Origin of the sequence: Candidatus Allofontibacter sp., assembly GCF_038145245.1 — a bacterium.
Lineage (GTDB): Bacteria > Pseudomonadota > Alphaproteobacteria > Pelagibacterales > Pelagibacteraceae > Fontibacterium.
Map to the genome: position 1 here is coordinate 1 of NZ_JAYQPI010000017.1, position 16,345 is coordinate 16,345.

The 16,345-nt window shown below is 29.7% G+C and carries 17 protein-coding genes; 9 read left to right on the forward strand and 8 right to left on the reverse strand.

Annotated features, from left to right (window positions below; genetic code table 11):
- A partial coding sequence (locus tag AC8IGH_RS03330; protein ID WP_507419300.1) for a competence/damage-inducible protein A occupies positions 1 to 693 on the reverse strand: 693 nt, incomplete at its 3' end.
- 22 nt (positions 694 to 715) lie between these two features.
- Between AC8IGH_RS03330 and sfsA the strand changes: the two genes are divergently transcribed.
- The 9 genes from sfsA to grxD are packed head-to-tail and all read left to right on the forward strand — an operon-like array spanning position 716 to position 7,951.
- Complete coding sequence (sfsA, locus tag AC8IGH_RS03335; RefSeq protein WP_507419315.1) at positions 716 to 1,411, forward strand: DNA/RNA nuclease SfsA; 696 nt, start codon at positions 716 to 718, stop codon at positions 1,409 to 1,411.
- On the forward strand, positions 1,411 to 2,178 hold the full coding sequence (gene map, locus AC8IGH_RS03340; RefSeq protein ID WP_507419301.1) for a type I methionyl aminopeptidase: 768 nt from the start codon (positions 1,411 to 1,413) through the stop codon (positions 2,176 to 2,178). Before sfsA ends, map begins: the two co-directional genes overlap by 1 nt.
- Positions 2,179 to 2,211: 33 nt before the next feature.
- Positions 2,212 to 3,507: an adenylosuccinate lyase gene (gene purB / locus AC8IGH_RS03345; protein WP_507419302.1), complete on the forward strand. Its 1,296-nt coding sequence runs from the start codon at positions 2,212 to 2,214 to the stop codon at positions 3,505 to 3,507.
- Positions 3,507 to 4,295, forward strand: coding sequence for a phosphoribosylaminoimidazolesuccinocarboxamide synthase (gene purC / locus AC8IGH_RS03350; protein WP_507419303.1), 789 nt, complete (start codon positions 3,507 to 3,509; stop codon positions 4,293 to 4,295). Before purB ends, purC begins: the two co-directional genes overlap by 1 nt.
- A 4-nt stretch (positions 4,296 to 4,299) precedes the next feature.
- On the forward strand, positions 4,300 to 4,545 hold the full coding sequence (purS, locus tag AC8IGH_RS03355) for a phosphoribosylformylglycinamidine synthase subunit PurS (RefSeq protein ID WP_507419304.1): 246 nt from the start codon (positions 4,300 to 4,302) through the stop codon (positions 4,543 to 4,545).
- The gene (purQ, locus tag AC8IGH_RS03360; RefSeq protein ID WP_507419305.1) at positions 4,542 to 5,216 is read left to right on the forward strand and encodes a phosphoribosylformylglycinamidine synthase subunit PurQ; all 675 of its coding nucleotides are present in this window, start codon (positions 4,542 to 4,544) and stop codon (positions 5,214 to 5,216) included. Before purS ends, purQ begins: the two co-directional genes overlap by 4 nt.
- A 2-nt stretch (positions 5,217 to 5,218) precedes the next feature.
- Positions 5,219 to 7,411: a phosphoribosylformylglycinamidine synthase subunit PurL gene (gene purL / locus AC8IGH_RS03365; protein WP_507419306.1), complete on the forward strand. Its 2,193-nt coding sequence runs from the start codon at positions 5,219 to 5,221 to the stop codon at positions 7,409 to 7,411.
- 2 nt (positions 7,412 to 7,413) lie between these two features.
- Positions 7,414 to 7,644, forward strand: coding sequence for a BolA/IbaG family iron-sulfur metabolism protein (locus AC8IGH_RS03370; RefSeq protein WP_507419307.1), 231 nt, complete (start codon positions 7,414 to 7,416; stop codon positions 7,642 to 7,644).
- Position 7,645: 1 nt separating this feature from the next.
- Positions 7,646 to 7,951, forward strand: coding sequence for a Grx4 family monothiol glutaredoxin (gene grxD / locus AC8IGH_RS03375; protein WP_507419308.1), 306 nt, complete (start codon positions 7,646 to 7,648; stop codon positions 7,949 to 7,951).
- A 4-nt stretch (positions 7,952 to 7,955) separates the two neighbouring features.
- Here the strand turns inward: grxD and rpsD are convergent, their stop codons facing one another.
- From rpsD to glmS, 7 genes are all read right to left on the reverse strand, one after another.
- A complete protein-coding gene (gene rpsD / locus AC8IGH_RS03380) occupies positions 7,956 to 8,573 on the reverse strand; it encodes a 30S ribosomal protein S4 (protein ID WP_507419309.1) in 618 nt (205 codons plus the stop codon).
- 52 nt (positions 8,574 to 8,625) lie between these two features.
- Complete coding sequence (locus AC8IGH_RS03385; protein WP_507419310.1) at positions 8,626 to 9,357, reverse strand: RNA methyltransferase; 732 nt, start codon at positions 9,355 to 9,357, stop codon at positions 8,626 to 8,628.
- The gene (gene cimA, locus AC8IGH_RS03390) at positions 9,357 to 10,961 is read right to left on the reverse strand and encodes a citramalate synthase (RefSeq protein ID WP_507419311.1); all 1,605 of its coding nucleotides are present in this window, start codon (positions 10,959 to 10,961) and stop codon (positions 9,357 to 9,359) included. The genes AC8IGH_RS03385 and cimA overlap by 1 nt, the downstream gene beginning before the upstream one ends.
- The gene (gene cysS, locus AC8IGH_RS03395; RefSeq protein WP_507419312.1) at positions 10,961 to 12,310 is read right to left on the reverse strand and encodes a cysteine--tRNA ligase; all 1,350 of its coding nucleotides are present in this window, start codon (positions 12,308 to 12,310) and stop codon (positions 10,961 to 10,963) included. The genes cimA and cysS overlap by 1 nt, the downstream gene beginning before the upstream one ends.
- The gene (gene nadE / locus AC8IGH_RS03400; RefSeq protein WP_507419316.1) at positions 12,303 to 13,046 is read right to left on the reverse strand and encodes an NAD(+) synthase; all 744 of its coding nucleotides are present in this window, start codon (positions 13,044 to 13,046) and stop codon (positions 12,303 to 12,305) included. Before nadE ends, cysS begins: the two co-directional genes overlap by 8 nt.
- A 58-nt stretch (positions 13,047 to 13,104) precedes the next feature.
- Positions 13,105 to 14,481, reverse strand: coding sequence for a class II 3-deoxy-7-phosphoheptulonate synthase (locus AC8IGH_RS03405; protein WP_507419313.1), 1,377 nt, complete (start codon positions 14,479 to 14,481; stop codon positions 13,105 to 13,107).
- 49 nt (positions 14,482 to 14,530) lie between these two features.
- On the reverse strand, positions 14,531 to 16,345 hold a 1,815-nt coding region (gene glmS, locus AC8IGH_RS03410), incomplete at its 5' end, for a glutamine--fructose-6-phosphate transaminase (isomerizing) (protein ID WP_507419314.1).

Sequence of the window (16,345 nt, forward strand, 5' to 3'; positions counted from 1 at the left end):
TATTCTTTTTTCAGAATATCCACGTATTACAAGAGCAACGCCTATTTTTCCTGATTGAAAGAATGGATAGCTACCAAGGCTTAAATCTTTAAATTTCTTCTGCAACTTACCTAAATCTTTTCCTATCTTACTTTCTGGTAAATGCGCTTGCACAGTTACACTATGTACTTTTTCACCACCAGTTATTAATTGTTCAACAAAAGGCATCATAGATTGTAAAATTGTTGGAACCCCTGGTAGAGTAAAAACATTTTTTACATAAAAACCAGGCGCCGAACTAGAAGGATTGTAAATTAAACCAGCGCCCCTTGGCATCTTTGCCATTTTTTTTCTGGCTTCATTAAAATAAGAATTCTTGTAATGCGTCTCTAAAATCTGGTAAGCTTCTTTATTATACTCATATTTTTTATTAAAGGCTTTTGAGATTGCAAAAGCTGTAATATCATCATGGGTGGGTCCAATTCCACCAGTTGTAAATAAATAATCATATTTTTTTCTTAACAGATTTACTGAAGATATAATTGTATTAAGTTCATCAGGAATAACTCTGACTTCTTTTAATTGAATACCTCTTTCATTAAGCCATTTAGCCAAAAATGATGTATTAGCATCTTGAGTTCTTCCAGATAAAATTTCATCTCCGATTATTAAGATAGCTGCAAAAATTCGTTTTTTTCTATTTCGTGTAAGCATCTAAATGATAATAATACTTTTAATGAGATTTGACACTCCTCTAATTAAAACAAAATTCATAAAAAGATATAAAAGATTCTTTGTTGATGTATTGTTAAATAAAGAAATTGTTACAGCTCACTGTCCAAATTCTGGATCTATGATGGGGCTTCTCAATGAAGGTGAAAATGCTTGGATTTCTGAGTCAAAAAACACAGGAAGAAAATTAAAATATACTTTGGAGATTATAGAACATAATAAGCAAAAAGTTGGTGTTAACACGCACTTAACAAATAGAATTATAGAAGAAGCATTAATCAATAAAAAAATTAAAGAACTCGAATGTTTTGATCAAGTTCAAAGAGAAGTTAAATTTAATAATAATACCAGATTTGATTTTTTTGTTTCTAGTAAAAAGAAAAAAGCTTTTGTAGAAGTTAAGAATGTTACTTTAAAGAGAGAAAATAATTATGCCGAATTTCCTGATGCACCAACTACCCGAGGACAAAAACATTTATTAGAACTTATTTGCGCTAAAGATAAAGAATATCAATCTTATTTAATATTTTTAATACAAAGGGAAGATTGTAATTTTTTTAAAATATCTAAAGATATTGATAAAAAATACTATGAAAATTTTATACAAGCTAAAAAAAAAGGCGTTAAATTTTTATGCTATTCAAGTAAAATAACAGATAAAGAAGTAATTCTTAACAAGAAAATAGATATTGAATTTTAATGAAAATAGAAAAAGAAGAATCTTCTGTTAAAATTTATAATCATGACGATTTCATAGGTTTAAAAAAAGCCGGTGAACTTGCTGCTAGAACTTTAGATTATATAGAGAAAATTATTAAACCAGGAATTAAAACCGATTTTATAGATAATGTTGCGAATAAATATCTAAATGATCATGGTGCATATTCAGCGCCTTTATTTTATAGAGGTTATACAAAATCAATTTGTACTTCTATTAATCATGTGGTTTGTCACGGAATCCCGGGTGACAAAATTTTAAATGATGGGGATATCGTTAATGTTGATATCACCTCGATATTAGATGGTTATTATGGTGACACTAGCAAAACATTCTCGGTAGGAAACATTTCTCCAAAAGCAGATAAACTTATTAAAGTTACTTACGAAAGTATGATGGAAGGTATTAAAATTTTAAAACCAGGAATTTCTTTGGGGGATATAGGATTTGCTATACAGTCTTATGCAGAATCTCATGGTTGTTCAGTTGTAAGAGATTTTTGCGGTCATGGTATTGGTAAAACATTTCATGAGGAGCCTAATATTTTACATTATGGAAAAAAAGGTGAAGGAATGAAGATAAGAAAAGGTATGGTTTTTACAATTGAACCAATGATTAATTTAGGAGGATATCATACTAAAGTTTTACAAGATGGTTGGACGGCAGTTACAAAAGATAAATCCTTATCGGCACAATTTGAACACACAGTAGGTATAATTGATAATGGATACGAAATTTTTACTTTATAATAAAATAGTGTTAATGAATTATAACGTATCTAAATGATTTCAAGATATTCACGCGAACAAATCGCTAAAATTTGGCAACCCGAAAATAAATATAAAATCTGGTTGGATATTGAAATTTATGCAGCCGAAGCAATGGAGAAATTTAAAATTATTCCAAAAGGGATTGCTAAAGAAATAAGAAAGAAGGCTAAAATTAATCCAGAAAGAATTGATCAAATTGAAAAAAAAGTAAAACATGATGTTATTGCTTTTCTAACTTCGATAACTGAAAAAGTTGGTCAAAAAGCAAAATTCTTGCATCAAGGTATGACTTCCTCTGATGTTTTAGACACTTGTTTCAATATTCAACTTTATCAATCAGGAAAAATCATTTTAAAAGACTTAGAAGATCTTTTAAAAATTTTAAAAATAAAATCTATAAAATACAAAAAAACAGTTTGTGTTGGTAGAAGTCATGGAATTCATGCTGAGCCTGTAACTTTTGGATTAAAACTTCTTTCATATTATGCAGAATTTAAAAGAAACAAAAAAAGAATGGAGCAAGCAATTAATGAGATATCAACTTGCGCAATTTCTGGAGCTGTTGGTACCTTTGCTCATATCAATCCTGGGATTGAGCATTATGTTGCAAAAAAATTAAAATTTAAAGCAGAGCCAATATCAACTCAAGTAATACCTAGAGATCGACATGCTTATTTCTTTAGTGTGCTTGCGATAATTGCTTCTTCTGCTGAAAGATTAGCTACTGAGATAAGACATTTACAAAGAACTGAAGTTCTAGAAGTTGAAGAATATTTTTCATCAGGTCAAAAAGGTTCCTCGGCTATGCCACATAAAAGAAACCCAGTTTTATCTGAAAATATTACTGGTCTTGCAAGATTAATTAGAAGCTACGCATATCCTGCTCTAGAAAATGTTGTTCTGTGGCATGAGAGAGATATTAGTCATTCAAGTGTTGAAAGAAATATAGGTCCAGATGCAACCGTTACATTAGATTTTGTTCTAACAAGGCTAGCTGGTGTAATTAAAAATTTAATTGTTTATCCGAAAAATATGCAAAAAAATTTAGAAAAATTTAATGGACTAATTTTTTCTCAAAATGTTCTTTTAAAATTAACTCAAAAAGGAATGACAAGAGAACTTGCTTATAAGGTTGTGCAAAAGAATGCTATGAAAACCTGGTCTGCAAATGAAAGTTTTTTTGATAACTTAGATAACGATAAACAAATCAAATCTAAATTATCCACAGAGGATCTTAAAAAATTATTCAACATGAATTCTCATTTAAGATACATTAATACTATCTACGGAAGAGTATTTAAAAGCTGATGGCCAAAGGAAAACAAATATACGAAGGTAAAGCAAAAATATTGTATGAAGGTCCTGAAAAAGGAACTCTAATTCAATATTTTAAAGATGATGCAACTGCTTTTAATAATAAAAAAAAAGCGATTATTGATGGCAAGGGTGTTTTAAATAATAGAATTTCTGAGTTTTTATTATCTCAATTAAATCAGATAGGAATTAAAACTCATTTTATAAAAAGATTAAATATGCGTGAGCAACTTATTAAATCTTTAGAGATTATTCCAATCGAAGTAGTTGTTAGAAATATTGCCGCTGGGACTTTTTCAAATAGACTCGGAGTAAGTGAAGGAACAGATCTTAGTAAACCTATTTTAGAATTTTATTATAAAAATGATGAATTAGGTGACCCATTAGTCAATGAAGAACATATTCTTGCATTAAATTGGGCATCTCAGAGTGAATTAATACACATTTCCGAACAAGCTTTGAGAATTAATGATTTTTTAGTCGGACTATTTAGAGGAATTGGAATTAAACTTGTTGATTTTAAATTAGAGTTTGGAAGACAATGGAATGGGGATGAAGTGGAAGTTTTTTTAGCTGATGAAATTAGTCCTGATACTTGCAGATTATGGGATGTAAAAGACGAAAGGAAGTTAGATAAAGATAGATTTAGGAGAGATCTAGGTGGATTAGTTGAAGCATATCAAGAAGTTGCTCGCCGACTTGGAATCATGCCAGAAGGTTCGAATATTAAAGAAATTAAAACAGGTGTTTCCAAAAACTTAACCGCTTTAAAAAAGAAATAAAATTTTGAAATTACAGATCATTGTTACACTAAAAAAGGATGTTTTGGATCCTCAGGGTTCTGCAATCAAAAATTCTTTATCTACTATGGGCTTTAAAAATATTGAAAGTTTAAGACAGGGAAAAATATTTGAAATAATTGTAAAAGAAAAAGATGAAAAAGTTGCTCTTTCAAAAGCTAAAGATATGTGTGAGAAACTTTTAGCAAATTTGACGATAGAGGACTATTCAGTAAAAGCTATTAAAGAATGAAAGCCAGCGTTATTGTTTTTCCTGGCTCTAATTGTGACCGTGACGTTAAAGTTTCCCTTGAAAAATTTAATATAAAAACATCCATGGTATGGCATGCTGATGTCAAACTACCAAAATCAGATTTAGTTGTTCTTCCAGGAGGATTTTCATATGGGGATTATTTAAGATGCGGAAGTATTGCATCTAAATCAAGAATTATGAAAGAAGTTATTACCCACTCAAAAAAAGGTGGTTTAGTAATGGGCATTTGCAACGGCTTCCAAGTTCTTGTTGAAACTAAACTTTTGCCAGGAGTTTTAATAAGAAATATTAATCTTAAGTTTATTTGTAAAAATATAACTGTGAAAGTAACTAACAATAAAACAAATTTCACATCTAAAACTAATAGAAATTCCATTCTTGAAATTCCAATTGCTCATAACGAAGGCAATTATTTTGCAAACAAAGATTTAATAAATGAATTGGAAGATAATAATCAAATTGTGCTTCAATACTGTGATACTGCAGGAAATATTACAGAACAATGTAATCCTAACGGTTCAATAAAGAATATTGCAGGAATTATAAATAAAAAAGGAAATGTATTCGGTCTAATGCCTCATCCGGAAAGAGCCTCGGATGAACTTTTGGGTGGTGTGGATGGATCATTAATTTTCAAATCTTTAAAATAAATATGCAAGAAGTTAATCAAGAACTCGCAATAAAACACGGTCTTACTGCAGATGAATATAATAAAATTATAGAATTAATAGGAAGAAATCCAAATTTGGTAGAGCTTGGAATTTTTTCAGCAATGTGGAATGAGCATTGTTCATACAAATCATCACGAATTTGGCTACAAACTTTGCCTACAAAAAATAAATACGTAATTCAAGGTCCTGGTGAAAATGCTGGAGTTGTTGATTTTGGCGATGGAGATGTTGTTATTTTTAAAATTGAGAGCCATAACCACCCCTCTTATATTGAACCTTATCAAGGAGCCGCAACTGGAGTTGGTGGAATATTAAGAGATGTTTTTACAATGGGTGCAAGACCTGTTGCCAATTTAAATTCTATAAGATTTGGATCTCCTAATCATGAAAAAACAAAATATTTATTAAATGGAGTGGTTTCTGGAATTGGTGGATACGGTAATTGTATAGGTGTTCCAACCGTTGGTGGTGAAACTGAATTTGATGAATGTTACAATGGAAATATTTTAGTCAATGCAATGAACATCGGTATTGCTAAAAAAAATAAAGTTTTTTATTCAATAGCAAGTGGTGTTGGTAATCCCGTAGTTTATGTAGGCTCAAAAACAGGTAGAGATGGAATTCATGGAGCAACAATGGCATCCGCTGAATTTGATGAAGATTCTGATTCAAAAAAACCAACTGTACAAGTTGGTGATCCGTTTACTGAAAAATTGTTATTAGAAGCATGCTTAGAATTAATGCAAAAAAAATCTATAGTTTCAATCCAAGATATGGGTGCCGCTGGCCTTACTTCTTCTTCTATAGAAATGGCATCAAAGGGTGATCTTGGAATTAAAATAAATTTAAATCTAATTCCTTGTAGAGAAAATAATATGACTCCTTATGAGATTATGCTTTCTGAGAGTCAGGAACGAATGTTGATAGTTTTAAAAAAAGGCAAGGAAAAGGAAGCTAAGAAAATCTTTGAAAAATGGGGGTTAGATTTTGCAATTATAGGTCAATTAACAAATTCAAAAAAACTTGAATTGGAATTTAATAAAAAAAATGTTTGTAGCATTCCAATTCACTCATTAGGTGATAATGCCCCAAAATATAAAAGAGATTTTATAACTTATAGTTATCCAAAAATAATTAATCATGACTCAGATATTGAAAAGTTAGATATCAAAGATTCATTAATTAAAATTTTATCTCATCATAATTACTCGAATAAATCATGGGTATGGGAACAGTACGATCATATGGTAATGGCGGACACAATCCAAAAACCAGGTGGCGACTCCGCTGTTGTTCGATATCACGGAAAAAATAAAGGAATAGCAGCTACAGTAGATTGTGTACCAAGATATTGCAAAGCGCATCCAAAGTCTGGAGCAATGCAGGCTGTTTGTGAAACTTGGAGAAATTTAATTTCGGTTGGCGCTCAACCAATTGCTATTACTAATTGTTTAAATTTTGGAAATCCTGAAAAGAAAGAAATTATGGGTCAATTTGTGGATAGTATAAATGGAATAAAAGAAGCCTGTGAAGCTCTAAATTATCCTGTGATATCTGGAAATGTATCTTTATATAACGAGACAAATGGCATTGCTATTTACCCAACTCCAACAATTGGCGGAGTTGGTCTTTTAAAAAATATTAATAAAATGATGACGTTTAATTTTAAAAATACAGATAGTATTATTGTAGTCATTGGTGAAACCTCCGGTCACCTAAGTCAAAGTGCTTTAATTTATGATGTAATAGGAGACAAAGATGGTCCTCCTCCTCAAATTAATTTAAGAGAAGAAAAGAAGAATGGTCTTTTTGTTAGCGATCTAATTAAAGATAAATTAGTTAATGCGGTTCATGATATTTCTCATGGTGGAATAATTATCACATTAGCTGAAATGTGCATGGCTTCTAATATTGGTGCAAAAATTAAGATTTCAGGATCCAAAAGTGATAAAATTAAATATTTATTTTCGGAAGATCAAGCTCGATACTTAGTTGAGATTAATAAAAAAAATCTTGAAAGAATAAAAAAGATTGCAAATACTAAAAGTATAAAAATAAAGATCATTGGCCAAACTCAAAGTGAAATATTTGAGGTTGAAAATGATTTAAAAATCAGCGTTAAAGAATTAAAGACAAAAAATGAGAGTTGGTTTAAAAATTATAATAAAAATTAATAATGGCTATAAAACAAGAAGAAATTCACAAGTTACTAAAAGAAGGATTTCCAGATGCAGATATTGAGATAAATGATCTGGCTGGTGATGATAATCATTATGCAGCTAAAATTAAATCTTCTAAATTTAGAGGAAAAACTAGAGTTCAACAGCATCAAATGGTATATGCATCTCTAAAAGGTAAAATGGGAAACGAATTACACGCATTAGCTCTAACAACTGAGGAAAAATAATATGTCTAATATTAATGAGAAAATTAAAGATATTATAAACAAGAACGATGTAGTTTTGTTTATGAAAGGAACTCCAGAGATGCCCCAATGTGGATTTTCAATGACAGTCAGTAATATTTTAAAAGAATTAAAAGTAAAATTTAGTGGTGTTAATGTTCTAGCTGATCCTGAAATAAGACAAGGAATAAAAGATTTTAGTAATTGGCCAACTGTCCCTCAACTTTATATTAAAGGAGAGTTTATTGGCGGTTGTGATATTGCTAAAGAGATGTATGAAAAAGGAGAATTACAGAAAATTCTTAAATAAATAATTATCTAGAATAATATTCAACTACTAACTTAGGTTCCATTTGTACTGGATATGGAATCTGATCATATTTTGGAACTTTATTAAATTTTGCTGTCATTTTTTTATGATCAGCAACTATATATTCTGGAACTTCTCTCTCTTTACTCTGCGTTGCTCCAATAATTGAAATTGATTGTTTAAATGAATCTTTAATTTCAATTTCGTCATTTTCAGAAACTAAATAACTCGAAATATTTACTTTCTTTCCATTCACTTTTACTTTTCCGTGATTAATCATCTGTCGAGCAGCAAAAACAGTTATTGCAAACTTTGCTCTATAAATTACCGCATCTAATCTTCTTTCTAATAATCCAACTAAATTTTCTCCTGTATCACCTTTTTTCTTATAAGCTTTTCTAAAAAGATTTCTAAATTGTCTTTCACTCATATTGCCGTAATAACTTTTTAATTTCTGTTTAGCTTGTAATTGAATATTATAATCTGATGGCTTGCCTTTGCTTCTTTGACCATGTTGACCTGGACGATATGCTCTAGTGTTAAAAGGGCTTTTTGGTCTTCCCCAAAGATTAACACCAAGTCTTCTATCAACTTTATGGGTAGAATTTATTCTTTTTGTCATATTTTAAAGTGCCCTGTTATAATAACACTCATTCTTTTAGTCAATGTTACTCTCATTCCTTATATTTTATTAAAGAACTAATAACTCCTGATAAAGTTCTTATTTCTTGCGTAGAAAGAGAGCTTCGATGAAAAATATTTTTAACACTTCTAATCATTTGTTGTTTTTTTTCCTCAGGTTTCAAAAAACCAACCTTATCTAAATGAGATATTAAAAAATCTAAAAAAGCATTAACTTCTTTCTTTTTTGCATCTTCACTTCTGTATAAATTTTTAACAATAGGTTCAAATTTTTTTGAAGTAATAAATAATTCAAATGCAAAAATAGTTATTGCATGGGATAAATTTAATGATTTAAATTTATTGCTTGTTGGAATATTAACTAAATAATTTGCATTAATTAGATCGTCGTTACTCAAGCCTGAAGCCTCTGGTCCAAAAAAAATTCCAATTTTTTTTTGAAGAGTACTTTGTTTTTTAATAATATTCACAGCTTTATTCAAATCTATAATTTTTTTATTAACCGATCTACTTCTTGATGTAGTTGCAAAAACATAATCTAAATCCTCAACAGCCTGATCATTATTCAAAAATACTTTTGCTTTATGCACAATATCTTTTGCATCAACTGCAGTATAAGAAGCGCTTTTATTTGGCCAACTATCTCGTGGCGAAACTAACCTTAAATTTTCAAAATTAAAGTTTTTTAATGATCTAGCTGCTGCCCCAATATTCTCACCTAATTGTGGTCTAACTAAAATAAAATAAATATTTTTAAAAACCATTACAAGTTTGCAGGGGCCTTATCCTTGTATAATTTGTAATCAATACTATCTATTAATGCTCTAAAGGATGCTTCAATTATATTTGGAGAAACTCCAATCGTGAACCACACGTCTCCTTTATTATCGGTGCTTTCGATCGAGACTCGAGTAATAGCATTTGTCCCTGTGTTTAAAATTCTAACTTTATAATCAACTAATCTTAAATCTTTTAAATACTCACTATATTTACCAATATTATTTACATTAGATCTAATCGCATTATCAATAGCATTAACTGGTCCATTTCCTGATCCTTCGCAAATAATATCTTTTTTATCAACCTGCAAAACAACAGTAGCATGGGAGTTGACAAGTTCATTGTCACTATTTTTGCTAATTTTTACTTCATATTTTTTAATATTTAAATAATTAGGCACTTCTCCTAATAATCTTCGTGTCAATAATTCAAATGAAGCATCTGCTCCATCGTAGGCATATCCGATAAACTCTCTATCTTTTACTTGCTCCAATAATTTTTGAACTTTTGGATCATCTTTATTAATTTTAATACTCAATTTTTCTAATCTTGATAAAATATTTGATCTTCCGGATTGATCGGAAACAACAATATTTCTTTTATTACCAACAGACTCTGGAACGATATGTTCATAGGTTTTTGGATCTTTTTCAACAGCAGAGACGTGCAAACCACCCTTATGCGAAAAAGCTGAAGCTCCCACATAAGCGGCATGATTATTAGGTTTTCTATTTAAAATTTCATCTAACAGCCTAGAACATTCAGTTAAGTATTTAATTTTCTTCTCTTCTACTGAAATATCAAATTTATCTTTAAAATATTTTTTAAGTAATAATGTTGGAATAATTGATACAATATTTGCATTACCACATCTTTCTCCCAAACCATTTAATGTTCCTTGTACTTGTCTTACTCCAGATTTAACAGCTGCAAGTGTATTTGCTACTGCATTTTCAGTATCATTATGCGTATGAATGCCTAAATTTTTTCCAGGTATTACTCTTGCAACATCATTTACAATTTCTTCAATCTCAAATGGTAAAGTTCCTCCATTAGTATCACACAAAACAATCCATCTTGCACCATTATCGTAAGCAGAACGAATGCATCTTAATGCATAATCTTTATTATTTTTATAACCGTCAAAAAAATGCTCAGCATCAAACATGTACTCTCTATTATTTTTTACAAAATGTTTTGTAGTATCAACAATATTTTCTAAATTTTCATCTTTTGAGATGCCTAGAGCAATGTCTACGTGAAAGTCCCATGTTTTTCCTACTATGCAGACAGACTTAGTATTAGAATTTAATATAGCAGAAAGACCTGGATCATTTTCAGCACTTCTTCCAGATTTTTTTGTCATTCCAAAAGCAACTAAAGTTGAATTTGATAATTTTGGAGGTTTGTTAAAAAAATTAGTATCTGTTGGATTGGCCCCCGGCCACCCTGCCTCAATATAATCAACGCCTAATTTAGATAATGCAGTGGCAATTCGATTTTTTTCATCTGTAGAAAAATCAACTCCTTGAGTCTGTGCTCCATCTCTTAAAGTAGTGTCAAATATAAAAATTTTTTCTTTACTCATTATTTATGTTTCCAATGCGTTTTATCATTAAGATCTTCAATTAAAATTCCATTCTTTTCTAATTCTAATCTAATTTTATCAGCTTTTTTGAAATCTTTATCTTTTCTGGCAAGATTTCTTTGTTTTAATAGTTTTTCAATCTCACTAATATCAAGTTTTGATTTTTTCCTTAAACTATTAAATTTTTCCTCACTTTGCTCAAATAAACCAAGAAACTTAAGTGCCGAATTTAAACTTTTTTTAGCTAAAGCATCTCCAGTTTTTGCTTTATTATAAAGACTATGAATGTTGGTTATAAATTTTGGTGTGTTTAAATCATCTAATAAAATATTAAAAAGTTCATCACTAATTTCATCTTCATTCGGTGAATAAAGACTATACCAATTTTCTAATATTTTTTTATTTGTTTCTAAAACTTTTAAATTCCAATCTAAAGGCTGCCTATAATGAGTACCCAAGATAGATAATCTAACAATTTGACCATTAAAATTATTTTTTAAATTATTAATAGTTACAAAATTACCATCTGATTTTGACATTTTTTTTCCATCAACAGTTACGTAACCATTGTGCATCCAATATTTTGCAAAAATATTTGAATCATTTGCACAAATTGATTGCGCTATCTCATTTTCATGATGAGGAAAAATAAGATCTAATCCTCCACAATGCAGATCAAATTCTTTGCCTAAATACTTTTCAGACATTACAGAGCATTCAATGTGCCAACCTGGCCTTCCATTACCCCAAGGAGATTCCCAAAAAGGTTCTTTATCTTTTGAAGGTTTCCATAATACGAAATCTAATGGGTTAGTTTTTAATTCTGAGATTTCTACTCTTGATCCTGAAATTAATTCTTTTAAATTCTTATTTGATAATTTTCCGTAATTTTTAAATTTGTTTACATTAAAATAAACATTGCCATCTTTAATATATGCAAAATCTTTAGCTATCAAATTTTCAATCATTTGAATCATCTCTTTTATATTTTCAGTAGCCTTTGGCTGATTATTTGGATGTAAACAATTTAAATATTCACAATCTGCTAAAAAAATATTTGTAACATTTTTTGTAAGTTCACTAATGTTAATTTTTAAATCATTAGCTCTTTGTATTATTTTATCATCAACATCAGTGATATTTCTAACGTAATTAACTTTATCTTTGCCAAAATTTTTTATTAAAATTCTATAAACAAGATCAAAAATAATTAAAGGTCTGGCATTACCAATATGAGGCTCATCATATACGGTTGGGCCACATACATACATTCCGACCGAATTTTTATTTAAAGGAATAAATTCTTCTTTTTCTCTGCTTAAGGTATTATAAATTTTAAAGCTACTCATTCTCATCAAATTTACAAATTGGAATTAAGTTCATTTTATGAAGATTTCTTTTTCTAATTTTTAAATATTTTTCATAATTTTTATCTTTAGGATTAAGCATAGCTTTTTCTAACTCTTCATAAGACATTCCCAATTGACGCTCATCAGTTCTTCCGTCTGCCCATAATCCATCTGTAGGAGCTGCATTGATAATTTCTTCTAATATTTTAAGTTCTTTACCCATTTCCCAAACCTGAGATTTTAAACAGTCTGCAATCGGTGAAATATCAACTCCTCCATCTCCATATTTTGTAAAAAAACCAACTCCAAAATCTTCAATTTTATTCCCAGTTCCAACAACAATTCCATTATTTGCACCAGCTACTTGATAAAGAGTAGCCATACGCAATCTTGCTCTAGAATTAGCAAAAGCAAGTTCATTATTAAATTTTCCTAATACTTTTTCAAAACTATTAAAAACTTCATCTAAATTAATAATAACTTCATCAACATTAGAAAATTTATTTTTTAACCATTTTAAATGTGCTTTACTTAAATCGTCTTGAAATCTTAATTGCCTAATCGGCATAGAAAGAGCCTTAACTCTTAAGCCTGTCATTGCAGAAATAGTGCTTACGACTGCAGAATCAATTCCTCCTGAAACCCCAACTACTAAACAATCAGGATTTATTTCCATTGAATTACAATAGTTTTTAATCCAGTTTTTAATAAATTGAATTCTATCTGCTGGTGTCATCATAATATTTTTACTTTTTTTTAAGTTTGAAGCAAAAAAATTATTAAAAAAATAATTTTTAAGAAGCTTTTCTAATGGAATTTATTGAGTATTTTGAATTTTTCTTTATTTCCTCAGAAATAAGGAAAGCTAACTCAATAGCTTGATTTGCATTCAGCCTAGGATCACAATGCGTGTGGTATCTGCTTGATAAATCTTTATCAGTAATATTTTGCGCTCCTCCAATACATTCTGTGACATTTTTTCCAGTCATTTCAATATGAAGTCCACCAGCATAGGTCCCTTCTCCCTGATGAACATCAAAAAAACTTTTAACTTCAGAAATTATATCTTTAAATGGTCTAGTTTTAAATCCTGTAGTAGATTTAATAGTATTACCATGCATAGGGTCACACGACCAAACTACTTTTTTATTCGATTTTTTAACAGCATGAATAAGTTTTGGTAAAAATTTTTCAACTTTATCATGACCAAATCTACCTATTAAAGTTATTCTTCCAGATTCATCTTCAGGATTTAATACTTCAATTAACTTAATTAATTCCTTTGGATCTAAACTAGGTCCACACTTAATTCCTATTGGATTTTTAATTCCTCTACAAAACTCCACATGCGCACCATCTATTTGTCTTGTGCGATCTCCAATCCACAAAAAATGCGCTGAAGTATCATGATGTTCTCCTGTCGTCGAATCTACTCGTGTCATTGCCTCTTCGTAAGGAAGATGCAATGCTTCATGACTTGTGTAAAAATTAACTGTTCTTAATCTTCGATTTTGTTCAATTGTTATTCCACAAGCATGCATAAAATTTAAAGCTTCCATAACTTTATTTTGAATTTCTTTAAATTTTTTATCAGCACTCTTATTCACAAAGTCCATATTCCATAAATGAACTTTGCTTAAATCGGCAAACCCCCCTTGAGAAAATGCTCTTAATAAATTTAATGTTGAGGCAGATTGTGAATAAGATTTTAATAATCTAACTGGATCTGGTCTTCTAGAAACCTCATCAAATTTCATGCTATTAATATTATCTCCTAAGTAACTCGGAAGCTCTTTTCCATCTATAATTTCTGTTGCAGCACTTCTTGGCTTAGAAAATTGACCAGCAACTCTACCTATTTTTACTATCGGTAGATGAGAAGAAACAGTAAGTATCAAAGAAACTTGCAAAATAACTTTAAATAAATCTCTAATATTGTCTGGATGAAATTCTTCAAAGCTTTCCGCGCAGTCTCCTCCTTGAAACAAAAATGCTTTTCCCTCGCTCACTTCTCCTAACATATGTTTAAGAGTGCGCGTCTCACCTGCAAAAACAAGCGGAGGAAATTTAGAAATTTCCTTTAAAACTTCATTTAACTTACCCTCATTTTCATAAACGGGTAAATGTTTTGCAGTTTTGCTTCTCCATGAATTTATTTTCCAATTTTTCATATTCAACCTACAGTATATATATAGAGCGATATAAGCCTACAAGAATAAATTACTCAACGGTAACAGATTTAGCTAAATTTCTTGGCTTATCTATGTCGTTACCTTTTTTTAAAGCAACATAATACGCGAGCAACTGTAAAGGAATATTACTTAAAAAAGGAGAAAGAAATTTATGAATTTTTGGAATTCTAATTTCGGACCAGATATTTTCACTAGTCACAACCTCTTCAATATGATCTGAAATTAATAAAATTTTTCCACCACGTGCAATAACTTCCTGCATATTGGAGATTGTTTTTTCATAAAATCTATCTTTAGGAGCAATAACGATAACCGGCATTCCATTTTCAACTAAAGCTAAAGGACCATGCTTCATTTCTCCAGCTGGATAACCTTCTGCGTGTAGGTAAGTAAGTTCTTTAAATTTAAGAGCACCTTCCAATGCTATTGGATAAGAAAGTCCTCTGCCCAAAAACATTGAACCTTTAATGTCTATAAAATCCACTGCTAATTCTTCAATTATTTTTTTATTATTTAAAATTAATGAAACATTAGAATGAATATTTTCCAAATCTTTAATAATATTCAGATACTCCTCTTCTTTTATTTCATTTCTAATTCTTGTAATTTTTAAAATGAATAATAAAAGAACTAAAATCTGTCCTGTGAAAGCTTTTGTAGAAGCAACACCAACTTCTGGTCCGACATGAATTGGTAATACTAAATCTGATAATCTTGATAATGAACTTTCAGTAACATTTACAATTGCACATGTTTTTGCTCCTCTTTTTTTACAAAAATCTAATGCTGCGATCGTATCTGCGGTTTCTCCTGATTGAGAAACAAAAATATAAAGTTCATTCTCTTTTATTTTATTATTTCTGTATCTAAATTCTGATGCAACATCTACGCTCACATCTAGGTTAGTAAATTCTTCAAACCAATACTTCCCAACAATACAAGCATGATATGCTGTACCGCAAGCTATTAGGTTAACTTTTGTAATTCTTTTTGGGTCAACTGGAAAGTTGATTATATTGATCTCTTTTCTTATTTTATCTAGATATTCGTTAATACATTTTTTAATAACATCTGGTTGTTCAAAAATTTCTTTGGACATAAAATCTTTAAAATTTCCTTTGCTATAACTTCCCTGTTCATTGGCTAATTTATGTATTTTTTTTTCAATTTTTTTTTTATTTTTATCAAAAAATTCAATTTTATCTTTTGTTAATACGCATACATCTCCATCATCAAGATAAGAAACCTCTTTTGTCATAGAGTTTAAAGAATAAGAATCTGATCCTATATATTTTTCTTTATCTGTGTAACCAACAGCAAGGGGACTTCCTCTTCTTGCTCCAACAATTAAATTATTAAATTTTTTAAAAATAATACCTAATGCAAAACTTCCCTCTAATTTTTTTAAAGTTTCAAATACAGAGTCTAAATAATTCATCTTTTTTAAATTCTCTGTAATAAGATGAGTTACAACCTCAGTATCTGTTTGAGATTTAAAAATATGCCCTTTTTCTATTAGTTCTTTTTTAATAATTGCTGAATTTTCAATAATTCCATTATGAACAACTGATACTTCCTCTGAAGAATGTGGATGAGCATTTGCTTGATTTGGAACTCCATGAGTAGCCCAGCGAACATGTCCAATTCCAACATTTCCAGACAATGAAGTTTTTTTAGTTAATTTTTCTAAATCCGAAACTTTACCTGCGCACTTATTTTCTAATATTTCTCCATTATAAATTACTGAAATTCCAGCAGAGTCGTAGCCTCGATATTCGAGTTTTTTTAATGATTCTAAAATTTCTTTAGAAATATCTTTATAACTGGCAATACCAATAATACC